Here is a 21,434-nt window from a genome sequence, read left to right on the forward strand (position 1 = left end):
CATCGATGGCGCGTTCTTCCAGCCCGTGCTGGCAGGCACCCAGCCTGGGCGCTGAGATTCAACTCGGCTGCCACACAGGCAGCCCGCCGGTCACCGTGCCGTCACGGGCCAAACCTAGCATCCGCCGGCCTTTGGACCTCTTCAAACAATCGAAAACACCATGACAAAGACCGTTCGCGCGCCCGCGCTCCGACCCCTGCGCGCCGCCGCGCTGGCCCTGGGCGGCAGCCTCGTCCTTGCTGCCTGCGGCGGTGGTGGCGACGGCATCTCGTTTCCAACGCCGGCGCCCACGCCGCTGGCCACGCTCGATGGCGCCAAGCCGCTGGTCATCGGTCATCGCGGCCTGCCCGGCCTGTTCCCTGAAGAAACCAGGGCCTCCTACGAAGGCGCGGCCGATGCCGGCGCGGATTCGCTCGAAACCGACCTGCATCTCACCAAGGACTGCGTGCTCGTCGCCCGCCACAACCCCTGGCTCAGCGACAACACCAACATCGCGGACGTTGCCAAGACCAACAGCACCGTCGCAGCCCGCAAGCGCACCGTGCCGCCCGTGCTGGTCAACGTGAAGTACCCGGTGACACCCGAGAACGGCCCGGCGCAATACAAGAGCGACCTGACCGACCCCAACGATCCGAAGTCCGTGCTCAAGTCGCTGGTTGTCGATGGCGAGGACCACACCAACGACTGGTCGATCACCGACTTCACGATGGCCGAACTCAAGCAGTGGATTGCCGGCACCACCTACGACGCCAGGGACCAGCGCCCCACCAACCTCAACGGCAAGCTGCCGATCCTGAGCTTCCAGGAAATCATCGACATCGCCAAGGCCAAGAGCGACGCCACCGGCCGCACGCTCACTGTGTACCCGGAGACCAAGAACCCGATCTGGAACAACGCGCAGGCCATCGCCAACGGCTGCGGCCCGGCGGGCAGCCATCCGCTGGAAGACGCGCTGCTCAAGATCATGAAATCGAACGACCTGAACCGCAAGGACGCACCGATCTTCGTGCAGAGCTTCGAGCCCGAGAGCCTGAAGTACCTGCGCTCGGCCGGCATGCAGGCCCGCGCGGTGCAACTGGTGGACGGCAACGACGTCGACTACAAGACCGGCGCGATGATCTACGTCACCAACGACGACTACACCTTCGTCGACGGCCGCCCCTACAGCTGGACTCTGGCCGGCAATCCGAAGTTCTTCGGCGAGATGCTCACGCCCGCCGGGCTGGCCAACGTCAAGACTTATGCCGACGGCATTGGCCCGTGGAAGCCGCAGGTCATGGCGCACACCATCGTGCCCTTCACCGCCACCAACAAGGGCCTGGCCGACGTGAACACCGTCAAGCCCACGAGCCTGATCGCCGACGCCCACAAGGCCGGCCTGTTCGTGCACAGCTACACCTTCCGCAACGAAGCCAAGTACCTCGCAGGCCTGTACAAGGGCGACCCGACGGCCGAGTACCTCTTGTATTTCCGCGCGGGCATCGACGGCGTGTTCTCCGACTTCGCCAACACCGCTTTTGCGGCGCGCAGCGCCTACCTGAAGGAAACGGGCCGCTGACGCGAAACAGCGCGGCAGGCGGCACACATCTCACCATGTACCGAGGCGAACGGCTCAACGGATACAGCCACCTGTTCGGCCTGCTGCTTGCACTGGCCGCGACCGCTCTGCTGCTCGTCAAGACCGTGCCCACCGGCGACCCCGCGCGCATCGCGGGAGCGCTGGTGTTCTCGCTCTCGGCCGTGGTGCTGTATGCGGCATCCACGCTTTTCCACAGCACGCGCGGCCGTCTCAAGCGGGTGTGGGAGCAGGCCGACCATTGCGCGATCTACCTGCTGATCGCCGGGACCTACACGCCCTTTGCGCTGGTCACGCTGCAGGGCGTGTGGGGCGGACTGTTGCTCGCCACGATCTGGGGCGCGGCGCTCTTCGGCATCTGGCGCGAGCTGGCACCGGCGAAGGACAACGCACCCAAGAAGCCTTCGCTGCCGCTGTACATCGGCATGGGGTGGCTCGGCGTTCTGGCCGCTGTGCCGTTGGCCGCGCGGCTCGAAGGCGCGGGGCTGGCGTGGCTGCTGATCGGCGGCGTGCTCTACACCGCCGGCACCGTCTTTTATCGCAACCGCCAGGGGTTCAGGCATGCGCATGGTGCGTGGCACCTGTTCGTGCTGGCAGGGACGGCGAGCCACTACGTGGCTGTGGGATGGTTCGTGCTGTAGCCAACGCGCTTTGAAAGAGGCTGGCCCGGCGCCGTCAGGGCGCTAGATGTGAAGCGCCGCCAATACGCCCACTGCCAGCCCGGCAACCGCCACGCCGAACATGGCGCGCTCCAGCCACTTCTTCTTCGTCAGCAGGGCAATGGCGGCAAGCGCGATCGACACCTGAAGGACCGTGGTGGCCTGGGCCCAGCGATGGTGCTGGTGCATCTGCTCATCGGACTGCGAATCCCAGCGGCTCGCTTCGCTCTCCAGTTTTCTGGCCGCGGCCTGGATCTCGGTTTTTTCCTGTTCATAGCGCGCCACCTTGTCCTGCCAGCCCTTCCTGCGCTCGTCGCTCGACGTGTCGCGCGCGAACTCGGCCAGCGCCTGCTTGGTGCTTTTCGACTGGAAGTAATTCCACTGGTTCGACGCCTCGGTCTTCTTGATCGCGGCGTTGTTCTTGTAGATCCCGGCGTTCGCCTGCGTGGCGCCGCCCATGTACGAAAAGATCGCGCCGACGGTGGCGATGACCGCGGTGCACACCGCGATCTTGCTCGTCATGCTCATGCCGCCGGCATGCTTTTCCGCTTTGTCGCCGTGACTGTTGTGATCGCCGGATGCGGCGTGTTCAAGTTCGTGGTCGTGCGGGCCGTGCACGTGAAAGCCGTGTCCTGACATGGAGTCCTTGTTGAAGTCGCGGGGAAGAGCGCGCGCGAGTATGCCCGGTCCGGCAGTCGGCCTTGTGACTGCCGGCTCGCCGCCCCTCCTCGGAACGATCTCAGCCCGCCAGCGCGGCAACCACGATGCGCGTGGCCGAGGCAATGACATCGTTGCGCGCCTTCGCATCCTTCTCCGGGAACGTCAGGTAAACCGCGATCACCAGCGGCGCCGCACCGGCCGGCGGCCACAGCACGCCGATGTCGTTGGTGGTGCCGTAGTCGCCGGACCCGGTCTTGTCGCCCACCTTCCAGCCCGCGGGCACGCCGGCCAGGAAGCGTTCCTTGCCGGTGGTGTTGCCCAGCAGCCAGGTCTGGAGCTGCTCGCGCTGCGCTGCGCCCAATGCATCGCCCAGCACCAGTCGCTGCACGCTGTCGGCCATGGCAGCCGGCGTGGTGGTGTCGCGCAGGTCGCCGGGAATGGCGGTGTTCAGTTCGGTCTCCCATCGATCGAGCCTGAAGGTCTGGTCGCCGATGCTGCGCGCGAACGCTGTCAATGCGGGCGGCCCGCCCAGTATCTTCAGCAGCAGGTTGGCTGCGCCGTTGTCGCTGTACTGCGCGGTGGCCGCACACAGCTCGGCCACCGTCATGCCGGTGGCGATGTTCTTCTCGGTGACCGGCGAATAGCTGACGAGGTCGCCCTTGCTGTAGTTCACGCGGCGCGCGAACAGGCTGGCGTCCTTCGCGCTGCGCTCGAGGATGGCGGCGGACAGCATCAGCTTGAAGGTGCTGCAGAACGGAAAGCGCTCGTGCGCCCGGTGCTGCACGCGCGCACCGCTGCCGGTGTTGAAGGCCACCACGCCGAGGCGGCCGCCCGAGGCACTTTCGAGCGCGGCAAGTTGCGCCTCGGCCGATGACTGCGGCCCCTTCTGCGACCACGCGGAGCAGGCGCTGGCCAGGGGCAGCACGGAAGCGGCGAGCAACAGGGTGCGACGCTGGACGGGAGAGTTCATTCGTTTTTCTTTCTTGGACGGGGTGGATGAAGTGATGAAACGCATCGTAGGAGCGCGGCCTTCGGTATTCCAGCAACCCGCAAGCGTTGTGCGTCCCGGGTGTATCCCCTGTAACGGCAAGGGCTTCATTTAACCGATGAGTTGAATGAATCGGCAAGGGCATCTATATTCAACCTCATGGTTGAACTAGACGACGAACGGCTCGACGCCGTATTCCAGGCCCTGGCCGACAGCACGCGTCGCACCATGCTGCAGTTGCTGTCCCATGGGGAGTGCAGCGTGGGCGAATTGGGCGCGCCGTTTCGCATGTCTTTCGCGGGGGCCTCCAAGCATGTGAAGACATTGGAGCGCGCGGGCCTCGTCTCGCGCACCGTGCACGGCCGCGCGCACGTCTGCCGACTGGAGCCGGCAGCACTGGCTTCGGCCAACGCCTGGCTGCGCCACTGCGAAAGCTTCTGGAACCACCATCTGGACGCACTCGCGCAGGAGCTGCAGCGAGACGCCGGGTCCCCCGAGTGATCTTCTTTCTTCTTCCCTCACACCCAAGGAGCACAAGCACATGAAGACCAAGCACAGCCTCGGCCAACTGATCGAGCCCGGCACCCTGCGGATGGAGCGCACGCTGGCCGCGCCCATCGAACGTGTCTGGGCCTATCTCACCGACCCCGACAAGCGCGCCACATGGCTGGCCGGCGGCACCATGACACAAGAGATCGGCGGCGTCTTCGAGCTGCGCTTCGAACACACGAGGCTCACCGACGAGGAAGCGCCCGAGCGCTTCGCGGGCTACCGCAAGCCCCATCTGCAGAAGTCGCGGCTGCTTCGAAGCGAGCCGCCGACGCTGTTGACGATCAGTTGGGACGAAGACCCGGCGCCATCGGAAGTCACGTTCGAACTCACGCCTGAAGGCAACGGCACGCGGCTCGTGCTCACGCATCGACGCCTGGCCGACCGCAAGGAAACGCTCAGCGTCGCGGGAGGCTGGCATGCGCATCTGGATGTGCTCATCGATGTGCTGCAGGGGGACAGGCCGCAAGGTTTCTGGACGAATCTGGAGGCAGTCGAGAAGGCGTACGAAGCGCACATCCGCTGACCGCGCGAACGGGCGCGACGTTCTCCTGCACGGGGCCTTCGGGCCCCGTTTCATTTGGAAACCAAGCTTTTATCGAAGTTGTCAAAGCACTGTCACTTGAGGCACGCACCATCCGCGGCATTGGTTGCGTTTGTGGCATTTATTGCAAATCACTGACATCTGCACAACTGCAGGTGAATGCAATTTGCGAATTTCCGCAAACGGCCACGTGGTCATTCGTGGCCGGGCAGATCCTGTCGATCTGTCCGGCGTCTTCCTCTTGCCGGAGTTCCCTGATGAAAACACTGAGAGGCCGCCTCGCGCGCGCCGCCCTGAGCTTGAGCCCGTTGCTTCTGCTGGCCGCCTGTGGCGGCGGTGGAGGCTCGACGCCCGCCTTCCCCTTTCCGCCCGCACCGGCGCCCGCGCCGGCCCCTGCGCCCGCTCCTGCCCCCGGCCCTGCACCGCAAGGCAAGGCGCTGGTCATCGGCATCGACGGCGTGCAGTACGACGCCTTGCAACAGGCGCTGGCCGGCGCCCGCATGCCGTCGCTGCAAGGGCTCGGCACGGTGCTCCCCGCCTACACCGGCGGCATCAAGGGCAAGACCACGCAACAGCAGCCGACCGACGGCCCCGCATGGGCCACGCTGCTGACGGGCACATGGGCCGATCGCCACGAGATCCGCTCCAACTACGACGGCCAGAGCTTCAAGGCCGACACCGTCTTCAAGCTGCTCAAGCAAAGCCGCGCCACGGCGCGTACCGCCGCCATCGCAAGCTGGAGCGGCCTGCCGCAACTGCTGCGCGCCGACAAGGCCGCGGGCTACCTGGACCTGGCGAAGGACTGCGAAGGCAACGACAGTTGCGTGTCGTCCGAAGCATCGGCGGCCATCGAGGGCGGCAGCTACGACCTGATCGTGGCCGACTACCAGGGCCCCGCACAGGTGGCGGACGTGGCCGGCTACGGCAACGACTACCAGAACGCGCTGGCACAGGTCGACGCGCAGATCACGAAGCTCAAGGCCTCGCTCGCCAAGCGCCGCGCGGCGCAGCCGAATGAAGACTGGATGGTGATCGTCACCACCACGCACGGCCTGGGTGCGACCGGCGTGGCCGACGGCATTCCGGTGCCGTCGAACCTTGCGACGGTCATCGCGCTCAACAAGCCCGTCAACCTGGCAATGGCTGCGCCCGCTGCATTGCCCGTCGCCATCGAGCCCTGGTACGCCTACGCGGCAGCAACCGACATCGCTCCCACCGTGTTGACGCATCTCTCGGCACGCCCTGCAGCCGACAAGTACGTCATCGACGGCAGTCCGCTGGCCGGTGCGGCCGGTGTGCGCCAGCTCTCCGCCGCGACGAACAAGAAGTCCAACGGCATCCAACTGGCATGGACCCTGCCCTCGACGCCCGCCGCCATCACGGTGATGCGCGACGGCACGGCCGTGGCAACACTGCCAGGCAACGCGCTCGGGTTCGAAGACACCACCATGGCACCTGCGGCCAGTGGCTTCTTCACCTACAACTACACGGTGGTCACCGACCAGGTGCCGGTGTCGCTGCGTGCCACGCTCAAGTACGTGAAGCCCGTGGTCCTGTTGCCCAGCGTGGCCACAGGACTCACGCACCTGTTCGCGCTGAAGAAAACGCTGGCCGACCGCATCGACGGCACGCAGCTCTTCACGCCCTGGGTGAGCGGCGCCCTGCCCGTCTACACCGCTGCGGGCGATGGCCCGTTCGGCGGCACGGACACTGCGCTGCAATCGACCAACTACGCCGGCCCGACCGTCTGCACGGCCTGCGACGGCGGCTACCGCATTCCCACTGCCAGCGTCACCAGCACCACCGCGCCCTTCACCTTCGGCTTCTGGTTCCGCTCGGACGCTACCCGCTCGGGCATGCCGATCGTGTCGAACAAGAACTGGAAAAGCGGCGACAACGCAGGCCTGGCCATCGGCCAGTACGGCGGCGCGGTGCGGTTCAACATCGGCCGCGGCGGTGCACGCCTGGGTGACAAGGATCTGAGCCTCAGTGCCAACACCTGGGCGTATGTCGCCATGGCTGTCGACGTACCCGGCCTGAAGGTGACGTACTACATGTACGACCCCGTCTACGGCATGCAGAGCATTTCGGCAACGCTGACCGCTGAATTCGTCGCCGCGCTCAACGGCCTGAACGGCAGCTTCACGCTGAACGAAGACGGCGACGGTGGCTACGGCCCCAACTACCGCAACGGCAACGCGAGCAACACCATCGGCGGCCGCTTCGACTTCGGCGAATTCAGCACCTGGAAGCGCGCGCTGACCGCGACGGAGATCGAGTCGATCGCCCGCTCCGGCACCTCGCTGACCACGCTGGTTCCCTGATCGGAGACACGCATGCACAACGAACCCACGCACACCCTGCGCCAGGCCGCCGGCCGCCGCATCTTCCTTGCGGTCGCGACGCTTGTCGCCGCCACCGCACTGAGCGCCTGCGGCGGCGGCAGCGGAGGGGGCGGCTTCAACGTCCCCGTCACACCGGGCACCACCGCCCCTCAGCCCGGCGTGGTGCTCACCCCCAACGACCCGGCCACCGCCGGGCCGCCCCCGGACGCCGTGACGCCACCCGGCACCACGCCCGACCAACCACCCGCCCGTCGTCCCGAGACGGTGCGTTGCGCCCCCTGAGACCGCCCATGACAGACAAGCACACTTCCAGTTCCCGGCGCGGCTTCCTGCGCGGCGCAGCCACCACCGCAGGCGCCGCTGCCGCATTCAGCCTGTTGCCTCCCGGCATCCGCCGGGCCCTGGCCGCGCCGGCCGCGCAGGAGACCAGCACCATCACCGACGTCAAGCACGTGGTGATCTTCATGCAGGAGAACCGCTCCTTCGACCACTACTTCGGCACGCTGCGCGGCGTGCGCGGTTTCGGCGATCGCTTTCCGGTGCCGCTGTCCAACGGCCAGTCGGTCTGGAACCAGCCGGCCGCCACGGGCGCCGGAACCTTCCTGCCCCTTCACTTCGACACCACGCTCAACAATGCGCAGATCGGTCTTGGCCAGAACCACAGCTGGTCCGACGGACAACAGGCCTGGAACGGCGGACGCATGAACCAGTGGGTGGCGGCCAAGAGCGCGCGTGCGCTGGGCTACTACCAGCAGCCCGACATTCCCTATCAGTTCGCGCTGGCCAATGCCTTCACCATCTGCGACGCCTACCACTGCAGCGAACTCACCGGCACCAACTCCAACCGCCTCTTTCTCTGGACCGGCACCAACGACCCGCTGGGCCTGGGTGGCGGCCCGGCCATCGACAACACCAACGAAGACCTGGCCAATGCGCCGGGCTACAGCTGGACCACCTACCCCGAACGGCTGGAAGCAGCAGGCGTGACCTGGCAGATCTACCAGGACATGAATGACAACTACACCGACAGCCCGGTCGAAGGCTTCACCAACTACCGCAACGCCTACTACGCCACGAAGCCGACCGACGCGCAGAAAACGTTGAAGGCGCGCGCACTGACCACCCGCTCGCTGGCCGACCTGACTTCCGACGTGATGAACGACCAACTGCCACAGGTCAGCTGGATCGTGGCCCCGGCCAAGTATTCGGAACACCCCGGTCCGTCGTCCCCGGTGTGGGGCGCCGCGTACACCGAGGAAGTGCTCATGGCATTGACCTCCAGGCTCGACGTGTGGAGCAAGACCGTGCTCTTCATCATGTTCGACGAGAACGACGGCTACTTCGACCACATGCCGCCACCGGCCATTCCATCGCTCAACGCCGACGGCAGCGACGCCGGCATGAGCACCGTGTCGACGCTGGGCGAACGCAACGACCTGAAGGCCCCCTACAAGGGCTCACCGTTCGGCATGGGCTGGCGCGTGCCGATGTATGTGGTGTCGCCGTGGAGCAAGGGTGGCTGGGTCAATTCGCAGGTCTTCGACCACACCTCCGTCGTGCGTTTCCTGGAGCAACGCTTCGGCGTGATGGAGCCCAACATCAGCGCATGGCGGCGCGCGGTCAGTGGCGACCTCACATCCTGCTTCAACTTCGCGACCCCCAACGCCGACCTGCCCGCACGGCCGGCCATCGACAGAACGACGGCCGATGCAATCATCACGCAGCAAAAGAAACTCCCTGCAGTGCCGGTCCCGCTGGCCGGCACCGGCACGATGGCGCTGCAAGACACCGGCGTGCGCTACTCGCGCGCGCTGCCCTACGAACTGCACACCAGCGGCCGGCCCGACGTCGACGGGCAAAAGTACTGGCTGGTGTTCGGCAACACCGGCCAGGCCGGTGCCGTCTTTCATGTCTACAACCACCTGTCGCTGGGCGACGTGCCGCGCCGCTACACGGTGGAGCCCGGCAAGCAGCTCAACGACAGCTGGGCGCCGACTTCGGACGGAAGCTATGACCTGTCGGTGTTCGGGCCCAACGGCTACTTTCGCCGCTTCCGCGGCAAGCTGCCGACCACCCTCGCTGGCGGTGTCGGCCTGCCCGAAATCCGCGTCTGCTACGACACGGCCAATGGCGACGTGCACCTGGAGATGCACAACATCGGCAACATCAGTTGCAATGTGACGGTGACGCCGAGCGCCTACCGCACCGACGGTCCGTGGAACTTCGCCCTCGCGCCCGGCCAGATCGTGGTGCAGAAATGGGACCTCGCGTTCAGCAAGCATTGGTACGACTTCAGCGTGTCGGCCAATGTCGGCGACGGCACGAGCTACCTGCGGCGCTTTTCCGGCCGCGTGGAAACCGGCACGGACGGCATCAGCGATCCGGCGATGGGCGTGTTGTCCTGACGCGAAATTCACTGCATTGCCGCCCGCGCGCGAGCTGCGGTCGGCACAATGGCGCCGGTCTTCGGACCGACGCCATTCCTTCTTTCACACTCCGGCATTTCCATGCTCCAAGAAGAACGATTCCTGCGCATTCGCAGCCTGCTCGCCACTTTCTCGCGCCTGAGCGTCGACCGCATCGTGCAGGACCTCGCTGTATCGCGCGAGACGGTGCGTCGCGACCTGCTCGAACTCGAAGGCCTGGGCGAACTGCGCCGTGTGCACGGTGGTGCCATCGCCACCAGCGCGGAGCCTGAACCCCCGTTGGCCGTGCGGCTGGTTGCACGGCAGCGGGAAAAGCGCGCCATCGCCAAGGCCGCCATTGCGCTGCTGCAGCCGGGGCAGACGGTTTTTCTGGATGCGGGCAGCACCACGTCGATCCTTGCGGAAGAGATCGCCACGCTCAGCGGCATGACGGTCATCACCAACTCGCTGAGCATCGCGCTCAAGCTCGCGGGTGCCAGCGAGGGGCGCCTGACGGGCAACCGGACCATCCTGCTGGGTGGCGAGATCGACGTGAAGACCCAGGCCACGCTCGGCGACATCACGGTCGAAAAAATCCGCCGCTATCGCGCCGACGTGGCCCTGCTGTCGCCGGTGGGCCTGCATGCCAAGTACGGCGCGATGAGCTTCGAACACCCCGAAGCCGCGGTCGCGCGGGCCATGGCCGAGCAGGCGCAGCAGGTGGTCATCGTGGCCGACCACGCAAAGATCGGCCAGGCCAGCCGCGTGACCTACAGGCGCACTGCCGAGATCGACGTCGTGGTTACCGACGCCAAGTCGCGCGAACTGCCCGGCCTGCCGGCGCTGCGCAAGGCGTGCAACAAGCTGATCATTGCCTGAGGGACCGGGGCGCTACTCGGGCTCGATGCCCGCGGCCCGGATCACCTGCCCCCACTTGCGCGACTCGGCCGCCTGGAACACCGCCAGGCCTTCGGGCGTGCTGGTGACCGCTTCGCCGCTGGTGGTCGCCTGGTAGGCCACGACGGCGGGTGCGGCCGACACCTTGATCATCATTTCGTTGAGCTTGTTCGTGATGGTGGCCGGTGCGCCGGGCGGCAGGTACACCGCCGTCCAGTACGACATGTCGTAGCCCTTGACGCCGGCCTCTTCCACCGTGGGCAGCACCGGCACCGCGGCCAGTCGCTTGTTGCCGCTCACGGCCAGTGCGCGCAGCTTGCCGCTCTTGACCTGCGGCAATGCAGTCGGCGCGTCGGCGAACATGAAGTCGACCTGCCCGCCCAGCAGGTCGGTGATGGCCATGGGGTTGCTCTTCTAAGGCACGTTCACCACGTCGATGCCCGCCATCTGCTTGAGCGATTCGCTGGCCACGCGGCTGGATGAACTGCCGCTGCCGAAGTTGAGCTTGCCGGGCGACTTCTTCGCGGCCGCGATCAGGTCGGCCACCGACTTGATCGACGAATCCGAATTCACCAGCAGCAACATGTGGCCTTTGGACAGCAGCGTGACCGGGGTGAAGTCTTTCACCGGGTCGTAGGGCAGCTTCTTGAACAGGTGCTCGTTGGCCGCGTGCGTGGTGTTGGTCGTCATCAGCATCGTGTAGCCGTCGGGCACCGCCTTCGCCACGTACTGCGCGGCAATGAAGCCGCTGGCGCCGGCCCGGTTGTCGACGATGACGGGCACCTTGTATTCCGCACCCAGCGCCTGCGCCATGCTGCGCGCCTGCTGGTCGGTGCCGCTGCCGGCCGCGAAGGGCACGACGATGGTGATGGGCTTGGCGGGGTATGGCTGGGCCTGCGCTGGAGCGGCGAAGAGCATGGCCGCAGCCATTGCCATCGGCATGCCAAGTTGTGGGAAGTAGGTCAGCACGGTTTTGTCTCCTGTGGAATTTTCTTTGAATGAAGTCAGTGCCGGAACCTGCCCAGCGTGCCGGCGCGCATGAGCTTCCCGGGCAGCGGATGGCCCACGATCTCTTCGGCGAGCCGCGCGCATTCGATCAGCGCCTCGAGATCGACACCGGTGTCGATGCCCATCTCCTCGCACATGAACGCGAGGTCTTCGGTGCAGATGTTGCCGGCCGCACCGGTGTGCCCGGCGAACGGGCAGCCGCCCAGGCCCGCACAGGCGCTGTCGAAGGTGTCGATGCCCATCTGCAGGCCCATCAGTGCATTGGCCATCGCGGTGCCGCGCGTGTCATGCAGGTGCAGCCCGAGCCGCAGCGACGGCCAACGCTCGCGCACGGCCCCTACCACCGATGCGATCGCGTTCGGGTGGGCCCAGCCCACGGTATCGGCCAGCCGCAGGATCGGCAGTTGCAGGCCAAATTCGTCCATCAGGCCCAGCAATTGCGACACGCGCTCGACCACCGTGGCGGGAGAAATCGCGCCTTCGAGGTTGCAGCCGAAGGCGGTCGTGACGATGCCCCGGGTCACCGCAATTGCATGCTCGACGCAGAACGCCAACGTGGCGCGCTGTGCATCGAGCAGCGCGGCTGTTCCCTTGCCGTTGTTGCGCACCGAGAAGGCTTCGGATGCGCCGAGGCTCAGCGTGCCTTCGATGTCGAGCGGGGTTTCCATCGCGCGCTGCATGCCGCGCTGGTTGAGCCACAAGCCGGTGTAGCGCACGCCCTCTCGCTTGCGGATCGAGCGGGCGACGATCTCCGCGTCGGCCATGCCGGGCACACGTGCGGGGTTGACGAAAGACACGCACTGGATTTCTTCGAGCCCCGTGAGGGCCAGCGCTTCGATCAGGCGCACCTTGTCGGCCGACGCGATCGGCCCGGCCTCCATCTGGAAGCCTTCGCGCGGGCCTTCTTCATGCAGATGCACGCGACGTGGAAGATCAGACATCCGTGCCTCCTTGCGGCACCGGCGCGCCGAACTCCAGGTTGTGCTGGCCCAGGCGCGGTGCGACCGCGCGGTGTGCGGGCCGCACGCCGTCGATGGACAACGGCAACGCCGTCAGCCTGAAGTCCTCGCCCGGCACGGCCTGCAGCATGCCGAGCGCCTCGACCTGCGGATGCGCGATGGCTTCGGGCACGGTGTGCACGGGCGCACAGGGCACCCCGGCGGCGGTGAACCTCGCCGTCCATTGCGCGCGGGTCTGTGCGCGAAGCAGCGGCACGATCTGCTCGAACAAGGCTGCCTTGTGGCGCAGCCTGAGCCTGTTGGTTGCAAAGCGCTCGTCGGTGGTCCAGTCGTCGCGCCCGAGTTCGTGCGCGAATTTGGCAAAGAGCCGGTCGTTGCCGCAGCAGATCAGCAAGGGCGCATCGGCCGTATCGAAAGCCTCGTAGGGAACGAAGCCCGGATGGCCCGAGCGGTGGCGCTCCGGCAGGCGCCCTTCGTTGGCATAGGCATCGGCCTTCTGGCCGGTCCAGATCAGCGCGGTTTCCAGCAGCGAGGCGCTGACCACACCGCCCTTGCCCGTGAGGTGCCGACGCTGCAGCAGCGCCAGCGCACCGATCACGGCCCACATGCCCGTGCCCTGGTCGCAGACCGAAGCGCCGGTGCGCATCGGCGGATCGTCGGGGCCGCCGTTGATGCTCGACAGCCCGCTGAAGGCCTGTATGAGCGGCTCGTAGCCCGGCTGCATGCTCAGTGGCCCGGTGTGGCCGAAGGCGGAAATCTCGCAATAGATCAGGCGCGGATAACGCGCGCACAGCGTCGGCCCGTCGATGTGCATCGAGCGGGTGACGCCGGGGCGCAGGTTGTGGATCAGGATGTCGGCATCGGCCGCGAGCCGCCCGAAGACCTCCATGCCCTCGGCGCTTTTGAGGTCGATGGCGACGGACTTCTTGCCTCGGTTGAACACATGGAAGTTGAGCGCATCGCCGTGGCGAAAGGCCGGCCCCATGTGGCGCGCGTCGTCGCCGCCTTCGATGCGTTCGAGCTTGATCACATCGGCCCCGAGGTCCGCAAGGATCGCGCCCGCAAACGGCCCCGCCAGCACCTGCCCGAGTTCCAGCACCCGGATGCCTTCCAGTATTTTTTCCATGCTTGCTTTCACAGGCCCGCTCGATGCCCCGGGGCCTTTGTCTCCATCGATGGCTGTGAAGTCTGGTCTTCGCTCATTGATATGGGAAGGACAATATTTCTATATCTGTGATACCTTGAATGGATCAATCGGAAAGAAGGCGCAGGAGACGGCCGGTGCGAGTCGACATCACATTGCAGCAACTGGAAGCCTTCGTCGAAGTCGCCAGGACATCGAACTTCCGCGCCGCAGCACAGGCGCTGCATGTATCGCAACCGGCACTGAGCCGCACCGTGCGCATCATCGAAACGCTGGCCGGTGCGCGGCTGTTCGACCGAGACACCCGGCACGTGGAACTCACGCCGGCCGGGCGCGAGTTGCTGCCGATTGCGCTGCGCATTCTTGAAAACTTCAACAGCTCGTTCAGCGAGCTGTCGCAGTTTCTCGAAGGCCGCAGCGGCCACCTGACGATTGCCGCACTGCCGTCGACCGGCGTTGCGCTGTTGCCGAAGGCCATCGCCGAGTTCCGCACGCTGTATCCGCAGGTTGCGTTTTCGCTGATCGAAGGACCGGCCGAACAGGTGCGCTCGGCGGTCGATGAAGGGCGCGCCGACTTCGGCATCAGCGTGCGCCCCGGCCCGCAGGAGCCGATGCTCTACCGGCACCTGATCGACGACCCCTTCGTGCTGCTGTGCCGGCACGACGATCCGCTGGCGGGCCGCGCCTCGGCGGCGTGGTCGGTCTTCACGGGCCGGCCTTTCATTGCCAGCGGCTTCAGGAGCAGCATCCGCCCGATCACCGATGCGGCCTTCCTGCAGCGCGGCCTGCAGGTGGTGCCGGCGCTCGAATACCCGAGCGTGGCCGCTGCGGGCGCGCTCGTTGCGGCCGGGCTGGGGCTGACCGCATTGCCCCGGCTCGCGCTGCAGCTCACGAAGAACGACGAACTGGTCACGGTACCGCTGCAGCGCCCTGCGATGTCGCGGCCGATCGGACTGATCACGCGGGCGGGCCGCTCGCCGTCGCCGGTGGGGCGCGCCTTCATGGACCTGCTGCACCGCCGCGAAGCCACTCGCTGAAATCGACGCCTGCGGCTGCGGCATGATCTCGGGCATGGACAACAAGTACCCGCTTCCACTCGTCATCGTCAAGCTCGGAGACACCTTCGCGGCCCTTCGCGCTGAACGCGGCGACTTCGAGAACTGGATCGCCGACGGCCTGGCCTCGCAGACGCTGCCGATGCTGGTGGTCGATCCGCGCCGGGGCGACGCCCTGCCCACGCCCGAAGCCGTGTCCGGCGTGGTCATCACCGGTTCGCATGCGATGGTGTCGCACCGGGAACCGTGGAGCGAAACAACGGCCGCATGGCTCGCGCAACTCGTGGCGCATGGCACGCCGGTGCTGGGCATCTGCTACGGGCATCAGTTGCTCGCGCATGCGCTCGGCGGCGAGGCGGGCAACCATCCGCGGGGCGCGGAGGTCGGCACGGTCACCGTCACGCTGAATGAAGCCGCCGCCACCGATCCGCTGCTGCGCGGCCTGCCCGCACAGTTTCCGGCCAACGTGGTGCACTGGCAGAGCGCGCTGCGCCTGCCCGAGGGCGCGGTGCGGCTGGCCGGCAGCGAGCACGAGCCAGTGCAGGCCTTTCGCATCGGCGAACAGGCCTGGGGCGTGCAGTTCCATCCCGAGTTCGATGCCGATGCGATGCGCGGCTACATCGACATGCTGGCCGCCGACCTGAAAGCCGAGGGCACCGACCCCGTCGCGCTGCGCGAGCGCGTGATCGCCACCGACAGCGCCGCGCAAGTGCTCGGGCGCTTCGCCCGGATTGCCGAAGCGCGCCAGGGCGCCTGACACCCGCGCTTTCCCGGCATTGCGGTATAGGACCGCGACTACAAAATATGCCCGGTGCCTGGGTTAAGGTGCGGGGCATTTCCCGGGCACCGACGCCCAGACGACCCAGCATCTTTCTCTCATGAACTCTCCCGATTCCGCACCGGTCCGCAAGCATTTCTCGATGATCCGGGGCTTCCACCTGGCCGACGCGTTCACGCTCGGCAACGCAGCCTGCGGCGTGGGCGCGGTGTTTCTTGCCATGGCCTTCATGGCGAGCCAGTCGCTCGCGCAGTTCCTCTGGGCGGCAGCCCTTGCGCCGGCCGCCTTCATCTTCGACGTGTTCGACGGCCGCATCGCGCGCTGGCGCCAGACGCATTCGGCGCTCGGGCGTGAGCTGGACTCGCTGGCCGACATCATCTCGTTCGGCGTGGCACCCGCCGCGCTGGCCTTCGCCGCCGGCCTGAACGGCGGCTGGGACTGCGTGCTGCTGATCTATTTCGTGGGCTGCGGCGTGAGCCGGCTCGCGCGCTACAACGTCACGGCCGAGGCACTGTCCGAAGGCGCCGACAAGGTGAAGTATTTCGAAGGCACGCCCATTCCGACCAGCGTGGTGCTGGTGGGCGTGCTCGCGTATGCGGCATGGCAGGGCCGCATCGGCGAAACCGTGTGGGGCGGCGCCTGGGTCATCGGCCCGTGGCAGTTGCATCCGCTCGTGCTGCTGTTCGCGCTTTCGGGCACGCTGATGATCAGCAAGACCCTGCGCATTCCCAAGTTCTGATCCGCCCCCTCGTACCGACGAACAAGGAGACACAACGCCATGAAGCTGTATTTCGATCCGCAAAGCCGCTCGCAAGTCGCCAAATGGATGCTCGATGAAGCAGGCGTCGACTACGAGATCGTGCCCACGCTCATCAGGAACAAGGCGCACAAGAGCCCCGAGTTCCTCAAGATCAACCCGGCCGGCAAGGTCCCGGCGCTGGTCGACGGCCGCACGCACGTTTTCGAGAACGCGGCCATCTGCATGTACATCGCCGAGAAGTTTCCACACAAGCGGCTGGCCCCCTTCATCGGCTCGCCGGATCGCGGGCGCTACCTGTCGCTGATGGTCTATTCGACCGCGCAGCTCGAACCCGCGATGGGCGACAGCCTGCTGAAGATCCGCAGCAACAACAGCGCGCGCGGCTGGACCAACTTCGAGCAGGCCAAGGACGCGGTCGAGCGCGAACTGGGCGATGGCCCCTACCTGTTCGGCGCGCAGTTCACGGCGGCCGACGTGATGATCGGCTCGATGTTCATCTGGCACCGCGCCTTCGGCGGCCGCCTGAACCGTCCGAAGATCGACGCCTACGTCAATCGCCTGCTGGCCCGCCCCAAGGGCATGAAGTTCGGCTGAAAACCGCGCGGCGTGCCGCGCTGGCGACACTGCGCGGTGGCGGGCACGCCTTTTAATCGGCTTCCTGTCTTTTCAACCATGCCCGCACCATGACATCGAAGAACAACACCTCGCGTACCCGGTTTTCGTTGACGGCCCTGTCCCTGGGCCTGGTCGCCCTGCTCGCCGGCTGTGCCAGCACGCCGCCGCCCGGCTCGCGCAGCGTGACCATCGAGCGCACCACCTTCGGCATCGCGCACATCACGGCGCCTGACTACGAAGGCCTGGCCTACGGCACTGCCTACGCGCAGGCACAAGACAACATCTGCCAGACCGCCGAGCACCTGCTGACGCTGCGCGGCGAGCGTTCGCAGTTCCTCGGCGCGCAGAACACCGGCGACCTCGGCCTGGGTCGCATGCCCAACGCGCAGATCGACCTGTTCATCCGCTATCACATGGACGATGCCGCGCTGGCGCGTGCCGGCGCCACCACCAGTCCCGACGTGAAGGCCGCGCTGCGCGGCTACGTGGAGGGCTACAACCGCTACCTGCAGGATGTGGGCGCCAACGGCCTGCCCGCCGATTGCCGCGGCAAGCCGTGGGTGCGCCCGATGACCGCAGCCGACCTGTCGCGTGCCACCGAGAACTCGATGATCCAGGGCGGCCTGGGTGCGCTGGCCGGCACCGTGCTGGCGGCCGTGCCGCCCGCAGCGGGCACGAAGACCGGCGCGGCGCCGGTCGACCTGAAAGAAGCCGTGGCCGAGATCGGCCGCCACAGCTTCAACGCCAACCCCGAAGGCGGCGAGCTGGGCTCCAACGGCTGGGCCTTCGGACGCAACGCCACGCCCGACGGCAAGGGCCTGCTGCTGGGCAACCCGCACTTTCCATGGACCGGCACCAACCGCTTCTGGGAAATGCATCTCACCATTCCCGGCAAGCTCGACGTGATGGGCGCCACCGGCGGCCTGAGCCCGGTGGTGGCGATCGGTTTCAACAAGGACGTGGCCTGGACGCATACCGTGTCGACGGGCAAGCGCTTCACGCTGTACGAGCTGAAGCTCGATCCGAACGACCCCACCGTGTACTGGGTCGACGGCCAGCCGAAGAAGATGGTGGCGCGCACCGTCGTGCTGCCGGCCGCGGCCACGGGCGGCGGGGCACCGGTGCAGCACACCTTCTATTCGACCGACTGGGGCCCCGTCATTTCGCTGCCGCGCGCCGGCCTCGGCTGGACCGCGCAGAAGGCCTATGCAATCCGCGATGCCAACACGCTCAACATGCGCTCGGCCGACAGCTGGATGAAGATGGCGCTGGCCCGCAACGTGGGCGAACTGCGCACCGCCATGGGCAACCAGGGCATGCCGTGGATCAACACCATCGCCGCCGACCGCGACGGCAATGCGATGTACGCCGACCTGTCGGTGGTGCCCGATGTATCGGCCGAGATGCTCAAGGCCTGCGCGCCCTCGCCCGCTGCAGCGGCGCTGCTCAATGCGGCTGGCCTGCCAGTGCTCGACGGCTCGCGCAGCGCCTGCGCGTGGAACCGCGACAGCACGGCCGCCGCGCCGGGCATCATCGCGCCGGCCCGCATGCCGGTGGTCATCACGCCGGACTACGTGCAGAACAGCAACGACAGCTTCTGGCTCAGCAACCCCGAGACGGCGCCGATGGCGGGCGTCTCCCCGCTGGTCGGCCCGACCGGCGTGCCGCAGCGGCTGCGCACGCGCAGCGCGATCATGGAAATCCGGGGACGCCTGGCGGGCAACGACGGCCTGCCCGGCAACCGCATGGGGGCGGCCGAGCTGCGCAGCGTGATCTTTCGCGACAAGAACCTCGCCGGCATGCTGGTGATGGACGACCTGCAGGCCGCCTGCAAGGCCGGTGGCAGCGCGCTGAATGCCGACCAGGCCCTGGGCTGCCGCGTGCTGTCGGCCTGGGACCGCACCAGCAACGCCGACTCCAAGGGCGCGGCGCTGTTCCGCGAGTTCTGGCGCAAGACCAAGGACGTGCCGAAGGTCTGGCGCGTGCCCTTCGATCCGGCCCAGCCGGTGGCAACGCCGGCCGGCCTCGACATGGCCACGCCGGCCACGCGCGATGCTGTGTTCAAGGCGCTCGGCGATGCGGTCGGCGTGGTCCGCACGGCCGGCTTTGCGGCCGACGTGCCGCTGGGCGTGCCGCAGTCGCGCACGGTGCGCGGCCAGAAGATCGCGCTGCACGGTGGCGACGAATTCGAGGGCGTGCTCAACAAGCTCGAATCGCAGGGCCAGTCGTTCATCGACACCAAGGGCTACAACGTCAACTACGGCAGCAGCTACATGCAGGTCGTGACCTTCGACGCGAACGGCCCGGTGGCCCAAGGCCTGCTGACCTATGGCCAGAGCAGCGATCTTTCGTCGCCGCGTGCCTACGACCAGTTGCCGCTGTTCGCGGCCAAGCAGTGGCATCCGCTGCCCTTCCACCCAGCCGATGTGAAGGCGCAACGCGAAGGCGCGCCGCTGCAGCTTGCATACTGAAGCCATGTCACCACAGACCCAGCCCTCCCACACCGCCGCCGGCGGCCTCGACCAACTGGTGCGGATCGCGGCGGCGCAGCCGCTGTCGCCGGCCTGCGAGCACTTCTACTTCCTGCGCCACGGCCAGACCGGCCGCAATGCGCAGCGCATCTTCCAGGACGTCGACGAGCCGCTCAGCGAACTCGGCCTGCAGCAGGCGGCCCGCGCCGCGGACCTGCTGGCCGGCGAGCCGATCCGCACCATCGTCTGCAGCGATGCCCGGCGCGCCTTCGACACGGCGCACACGGTGGGCGCGGCACTGAAGCTGGAGCCGACCCGGCAGGCCGCGCTGCGCGAGCGCAACTTCGGCGCGCTGATCGGCACGTCGTCCGCCAACATCGACTGGGCCTGCGAACCCGAAGGCGGCGAGACGCTGACGCAGTTCGTCACCCGCAAGCGGGCCGCGCTCGACGCAGCGCTGCAGCAACAGCCCGGCCCGGTGCTGGTGGTGGCGCACGGCGGCACGCTCTATGCGCTGGCCGCGCTGCTCTGCGTGCCCATCGACTTCGAGCTGCTCGGCAACGCGCAGCCATTGCGTTTTGAACGCCACGGCCCCACATGGGCCATAACGCCGCTGCTGCGGCATGCCGACGGCGAAGCGGCCCTGGCCTAGGTCAGCCACCCGCGTCCTGTACGCCGTCCAACGAACGAACCGCCACACACCATGGAATTCAAGGACTACTACAGCGCCCTTGGCATCGAGCGCACCGCGTCGGACGACGAGGTGCGCAAGGCCTACAGGAAGCTCGCCCGCAAGTACCACCCCGACGTCAGCAAGGAGCCCGACGCCGAGACGCGCATGCGCGACATCAACGAGGCCAAGGACGTGCTGGGCGACAAGGAAAAGCGCGCGGCCTATGACGCGCTGGCCGACCGTGTCGCGCGCGGCGGCCATCCCGAAGGCGACTTCCAGCCGCCGCCCGGCTGGGACGCGGGCTACGAGTTTCATCGCGGTCCGCGCCAGGGGCCGGCCGACCATGCCGACTTCAGCGAGTTCTTTTCCTCGATGTTCGGCGAGGCCGAGCGGCGCGGCGCCACGCGGCAGAACTACCGCGCACGCGGCGAAGACCACCATGCGGCCATCGAGATCACGCTCGAAGACACGCTCAACGGCGCCGAGCGCGAGATCACGCTGCGCGCGCAAACACTCGATGCGCAGGGCCGTCCGCAGTTGGAGAACCGCACGCTCAGCGTGAAGATTCCGCCCGGCGTGCATCCGGGGCAGTTCATCCGCCTCGCGGGCCAGGGCATGCCCGGCCACGGCGGCGAAGCGGCCGGCGACCTGTACCTCGAAGTGCGCCTCGCGCCGCACAAGCTCTATCGCGTGGAAGAACGCGACCTCTACATGACGCTGCCGGTCACACCGACCGAAGCCGCGCTGGGCGCGCAGGTGCAGGTGCCAACACCGACCGGCGGCGTGGTCGAGGTGACCGTGCCGCGCAACGCGCGCAATGGCCTGAAGCTGCGGCTCAAGGGCCGTGGCATCGCGGGCAAGACGCCCGGCGACCTGTACCTGCTGCTCGACATCGCGCTGCCGCCCGCCGACGGCGACGAAGCGCGCAAGGCCTACGAGCAACTGGCGCAGGCCACGGCATCGTTCAACCCACGCCAGCATCTGGGAGTCTGAGCATGGCGAATTTCACCGTCACAACCGCCACCGCCATCAGCGCCTCGCAACCGCTCGCACCGAGCGAGCTGGCCCATGCCGTCGGCGCCGACACCGCCTGGGTGGTGCAACTGGTCGAGGTCGGCATCGTGCAGGTCACGACCACCGACACGCAACCCGAGCACTGGCAATTCTCCAGCGCCGACCTTCAGCATGCGCTCGAAGCGCGCCGGCTGGAGCGCGACTTCGGCGTGGGCCTCGATGCCGCCGCGCTGATCCTCGACCTGCAGCACGAAGTGCGGCGGCTCAAGGGCATGCTGCAGGCACGCGGCCTGCGCTGACCGCCGGCCTTCGGCCTCAGGCCAAGGCCAGCGCG

General features: G+C 67.2%; 20 protein-coding genes and 1 pseudogene. 16 read left to right on the forward strand and 5 right to left on the reverse strand.

Annotation, left to right across the window (positions count from 1 at the left end):
- Positions 1-160: 160 nt before the first annotated feature.
- A complete protein-coding gene (locus ACSFB7_RS04770) occupies positions 161-1,558 on the forward strand; it encodes a glycerophosphodiester phosphodiesterase family protein (RefSeq protein WP_435467539.1) in 1,398 nt (465 codons plus the stop codon).
- Between the two features lie 35 nt (positions 1,559-1,593).
- On the forward strand, positions 1,594-2,217 hold the full coding sequence (trhA, locus tag ACSFB7_RS04775) for a PAQR family membrane homeostasis protein TrhA (RefSeq protein WP_435467541.1): 624 nt from the start codon (positions 1,594-1,596) through the stop codon (positions 2,215-2,217).
- Between the two features lie 42 nt (positions 2,218-2,259).
- Here trhA and ACSFB7_RS04780 read toward each other — a convergent pair whose 3' ends face one another.
- Together ACSFB7_RS04780 and bla are read right to left on the reverse strand one after the other, a co-directional pair.
- On the reverse strand, positions 2,260-2,874 hold the full coding sequence (locus tag ACSFB7_RS04780; RefSeq protein ID WP_435468084.1) for a DUF4337 domain-containing protein: 615 nt from the start codon (positions 2,872-2,874) through the stop codon (positions 2,260-2,262).
- Positions 2,875-2,974: 100 nt separating this feature from the next.
- Positions 2,975-3,865: a class A beta-lactamase gene (gene bla, locus ACSFB7_RS04785; RefSeq protein WP_435467542.1), complete on the reverse strand. Its 891-nt coding sequence runs from the start codon at positions 3,863-3,865 to the stop codon at positions 2,975-2,977.
- Between the two features lie 177 nt (positions 3,866-4,042).
- Between bla and ACSFB7_RS04790 the strand changes: the two genes are divergently transcribed.
- The 6 genes from ACSFB7_RS04790 to ACSFB7_RS04815 all read left to right on the forward strand — a co-directional run bounded on the left by ACSFB7_RS04790 (position 4,043) and on the right by ACSFB7_RS04815 (position 10,605).
- On the forward strand, positions 4,043-4,384 hold the full coding sequence (locus ACSFB7_RS04790; RefSeq protein ID WP_435467544.1) for an ArsR/SmtB family transcription factor: 342 nt from the start codon (positions 4,043-4,045) through the stop codon (positions 4,382-4,384).
- 40 nt (positions 4,385-4,424) lie between these two features.
- Positions 4,425-4,958 carry an SRPBCC family protein gene (locus ACSFB7_RS04795; protein ID WP_435467546.1) on the forward strand — a complete coding sequence of 178 codons (534 nt, stop codon included), beginning with the start codon at positions 4,425-4,427 and terminating at the stop codon, positions 4,956-4,958.
- 275 nt (positions 4,959-5,233) lie between these two features.
- The gene (locus tag ACSFB7_RS04800) at positions 5,234-7,300 is read left to right on the forward strand and encodes a LamG-like jellyroll fold domain-containing protein (RefSeq protein ID WP_435467548.1); all 2,067 of its coding nucleotides are present in this window, start codon (positions 5,234-5,236) and stop codon (positions 7,298-7,300) included.
- A 12-nt stretch (positions 7,301-7,312) separates the two neighbouring features.
- Positions 7,313-7,603 carry a hypothetical protein gene (locus ACSFB7_RS04805; protein ID WP_435467550.1) on the forward strand — a complete coding sequence of 97 codons (291 nt, stop codon included), beginning with the start codon at positions 7,313-7,315 and terminating at the stop codon, positions 7,601-7,603.
- Between the two features lie 8 nt (positions 7,604-7,611).
- Entirely contained in the window at positions 7,612-9,726 is a 2,115-nt protein-coding gene (locus tag ACSFB7_RS04810; RefSeq protein ID WP_435467552.1) for a phosphocholine-specific phospholipase C, read from the forward strand.
- Between the two features lie 102 nt (positions 9,727-9,828).
- Positions 9,829-10,605 carry a DeoR/GlpR family DNA-binding transcription regulator gene (locus ACSFB7_RS04815; RefSeq protein WP_435467554.1) on the forward strand — a complete coding sequence of 259 codons (777 nt, stop codon included), beginning with the start codon at positions 9,829-9,831 and terminating at the stop codon, positions 10,603-10,605.
- Between the two features lie 12 nt (positions 10,606-10,617).
- Here the strand turns inward: ACSFB7_RS04815 and ACSFB7_RS04820 are convergent.
- The 3 genes and pseudogenes from ACSFB7_RS04820 to ACSFB7_RS04830 all read right to left on the reverse strand — a co-directional run bounded on the left by ACSFB7_RS04820 (position 10,618) and on the right by ACSFB7_RS04830 (position 13,716).
- Positions 10,618-11,565 (reverse strand): annotated as a pseudogene (locus ACSFB7_RS04820) (Bug family tripartite tricarboxylate transporter substrate binding protein).
- A gap of 62 nt (positions 11,566-11,627) precedes the next feature.
- The gene (locus ACSFB7_RS04825) at positions 11,628-12,572 is read right to left on the reverse strand and encodes a hydroxymethylglutaryl-CoA lyase (protein WP_435467556.1); all 945 of its coding nucleotides are present in this window, start codon (positions 12,570-12,572) and stop codon (positions 11,628-11,630) included.
- Positions 12,565-13,716, reverse strand: coding sequence for a CaiB/BaiF CoA transferase family protein (locus tag ACSFB7_RS04830; protein ID WP_435467558.1), 1,152 nt, complete (start codon positions 13,714-13,716; stop codon positions 12,565-12,567). Before ACSFB7_RS04830 ends, ACSFB7_RS04825 begins: the two co-directional genes overlap by 8 nt.
- Before the next feature lie 155 nt (positions 13,717-13,871).
- Between ACSFB7_RS04830 and ACSFB7_RS04835 the strand changes: the two genes are divergently transcribed.
- From ACSFB7_RS04835 to ACSFB7_RS04870, 8 genes are all read left to right on the forward strand, one after another.
- Positions 13,872-14,771 carry a LysR family transcriptional regulator gene (locus tag ACSFB7_RS04835; protein ID WP_435467560.1) on the forward strand — a complete coding sequence of 300 codons (900 nt, stop codon included), beginning with the start codon at positions 13,872-13,874 and terminating at the stop codon, positions 14,769-14,771.
- A gap of 34 nt (positions 14,772-14,805) precedes the next feature.
- The gene (locus ACSFB7_RS04840) at positions 14,806-15,546 is read left to right on the forward strand and encodes a glutamine amidotransferase (protein ID WP_435467562.1); all 741 of its coding nucleotides are present in this window, start codon (positions 14,806-14,808) and stop codon (positions 15,544-15,546) included.
- A 121-nt stretch (positions 15,547-15,667) separates the two neighbouring features.
- Positions 15,668-16,306, forward strand: coding sequence for a CDP-alcohol phosphatidyltransferase family protein (locus ACSFB7_RS04845; protein ID WP_435467564.1), 639 nt, complete (start codon positions 15,668-15,670; stop codon positions 16,304-16,306).
- A gap of 39 nt (positions 16,307-16,345) precedes the next feature.
- Complete coding sequence (locus ACSFB7_RS04850) at positions 16,346-16,921, forward strand: glutathione S-transferase family protein (RefSeq protein WP_435467566.1); 576 nt, start codon at positions 16,346-16,348, stop codon at positions 16,919-16,921.
- An 89-nt stretch (positions 16,922-17,010) separates the two neighbouring features.
- Positions 17,011-19,413, forward strand: coding sequence for a penicillin acylase family protein (locus tag ACSFB7_RS04855; RefSeq protein ID WP_435467568.1), 2,403 nt, complete (start codon positions 17,011-17,013; stop codon positions 19,411-19,413).
- A gap of 4 nt (positions 19,414-19,417) precedes the next feature.
- Positions 19,418-20,065, forward strand: a complete 648-nt coding sequence (locus ACSFB7_RS04860; RefSeq protein ID WP_435467570.1) for a histidine phosphatase family protein — start codon at positions 19,418-19,420, stop codon at positions 20,063-20,065.
- 51 nt (positions 20,066-20,116) lie between these two features.
- Complete coding sequence (locus ACSFB7_RS04865) at positions 20,117-21,079, forward strand: DnaJ C-terminal domain-containing protein (RefSeq protein ID WP_435467572.1); 963 nt, start codon at positions 20,117-20,119, stop codon at positions 21,077-21,079.
- Positions 21,080-21,081: 2 nt separating this feature from the next.
- The gene (locus tag ACSFB7_RS04870) at positions 21,082-21,399 is read left to right on the forward strand and encodes a chaperone modulator CbpM (protein WP_435467574.1); all 318 of its coding nucleotides are present in this window, start codon (positions 21,082-21,084) and stop codon (positions 21,397-21,399) included.
- Positions 21,400-21,434: the final 35 nt, after the last annotated feature.

The sequence above is a fragment of the Variovorax raffinosi genome (genome assembly GCF_051216615.1).
In the GTDB taxonomy this organism is placed as follows: Bacteria; Pseudomonadota; Gammaproteobacteria; order Burkholderiales; family Burkholderiaceae_C; genus Variovorax.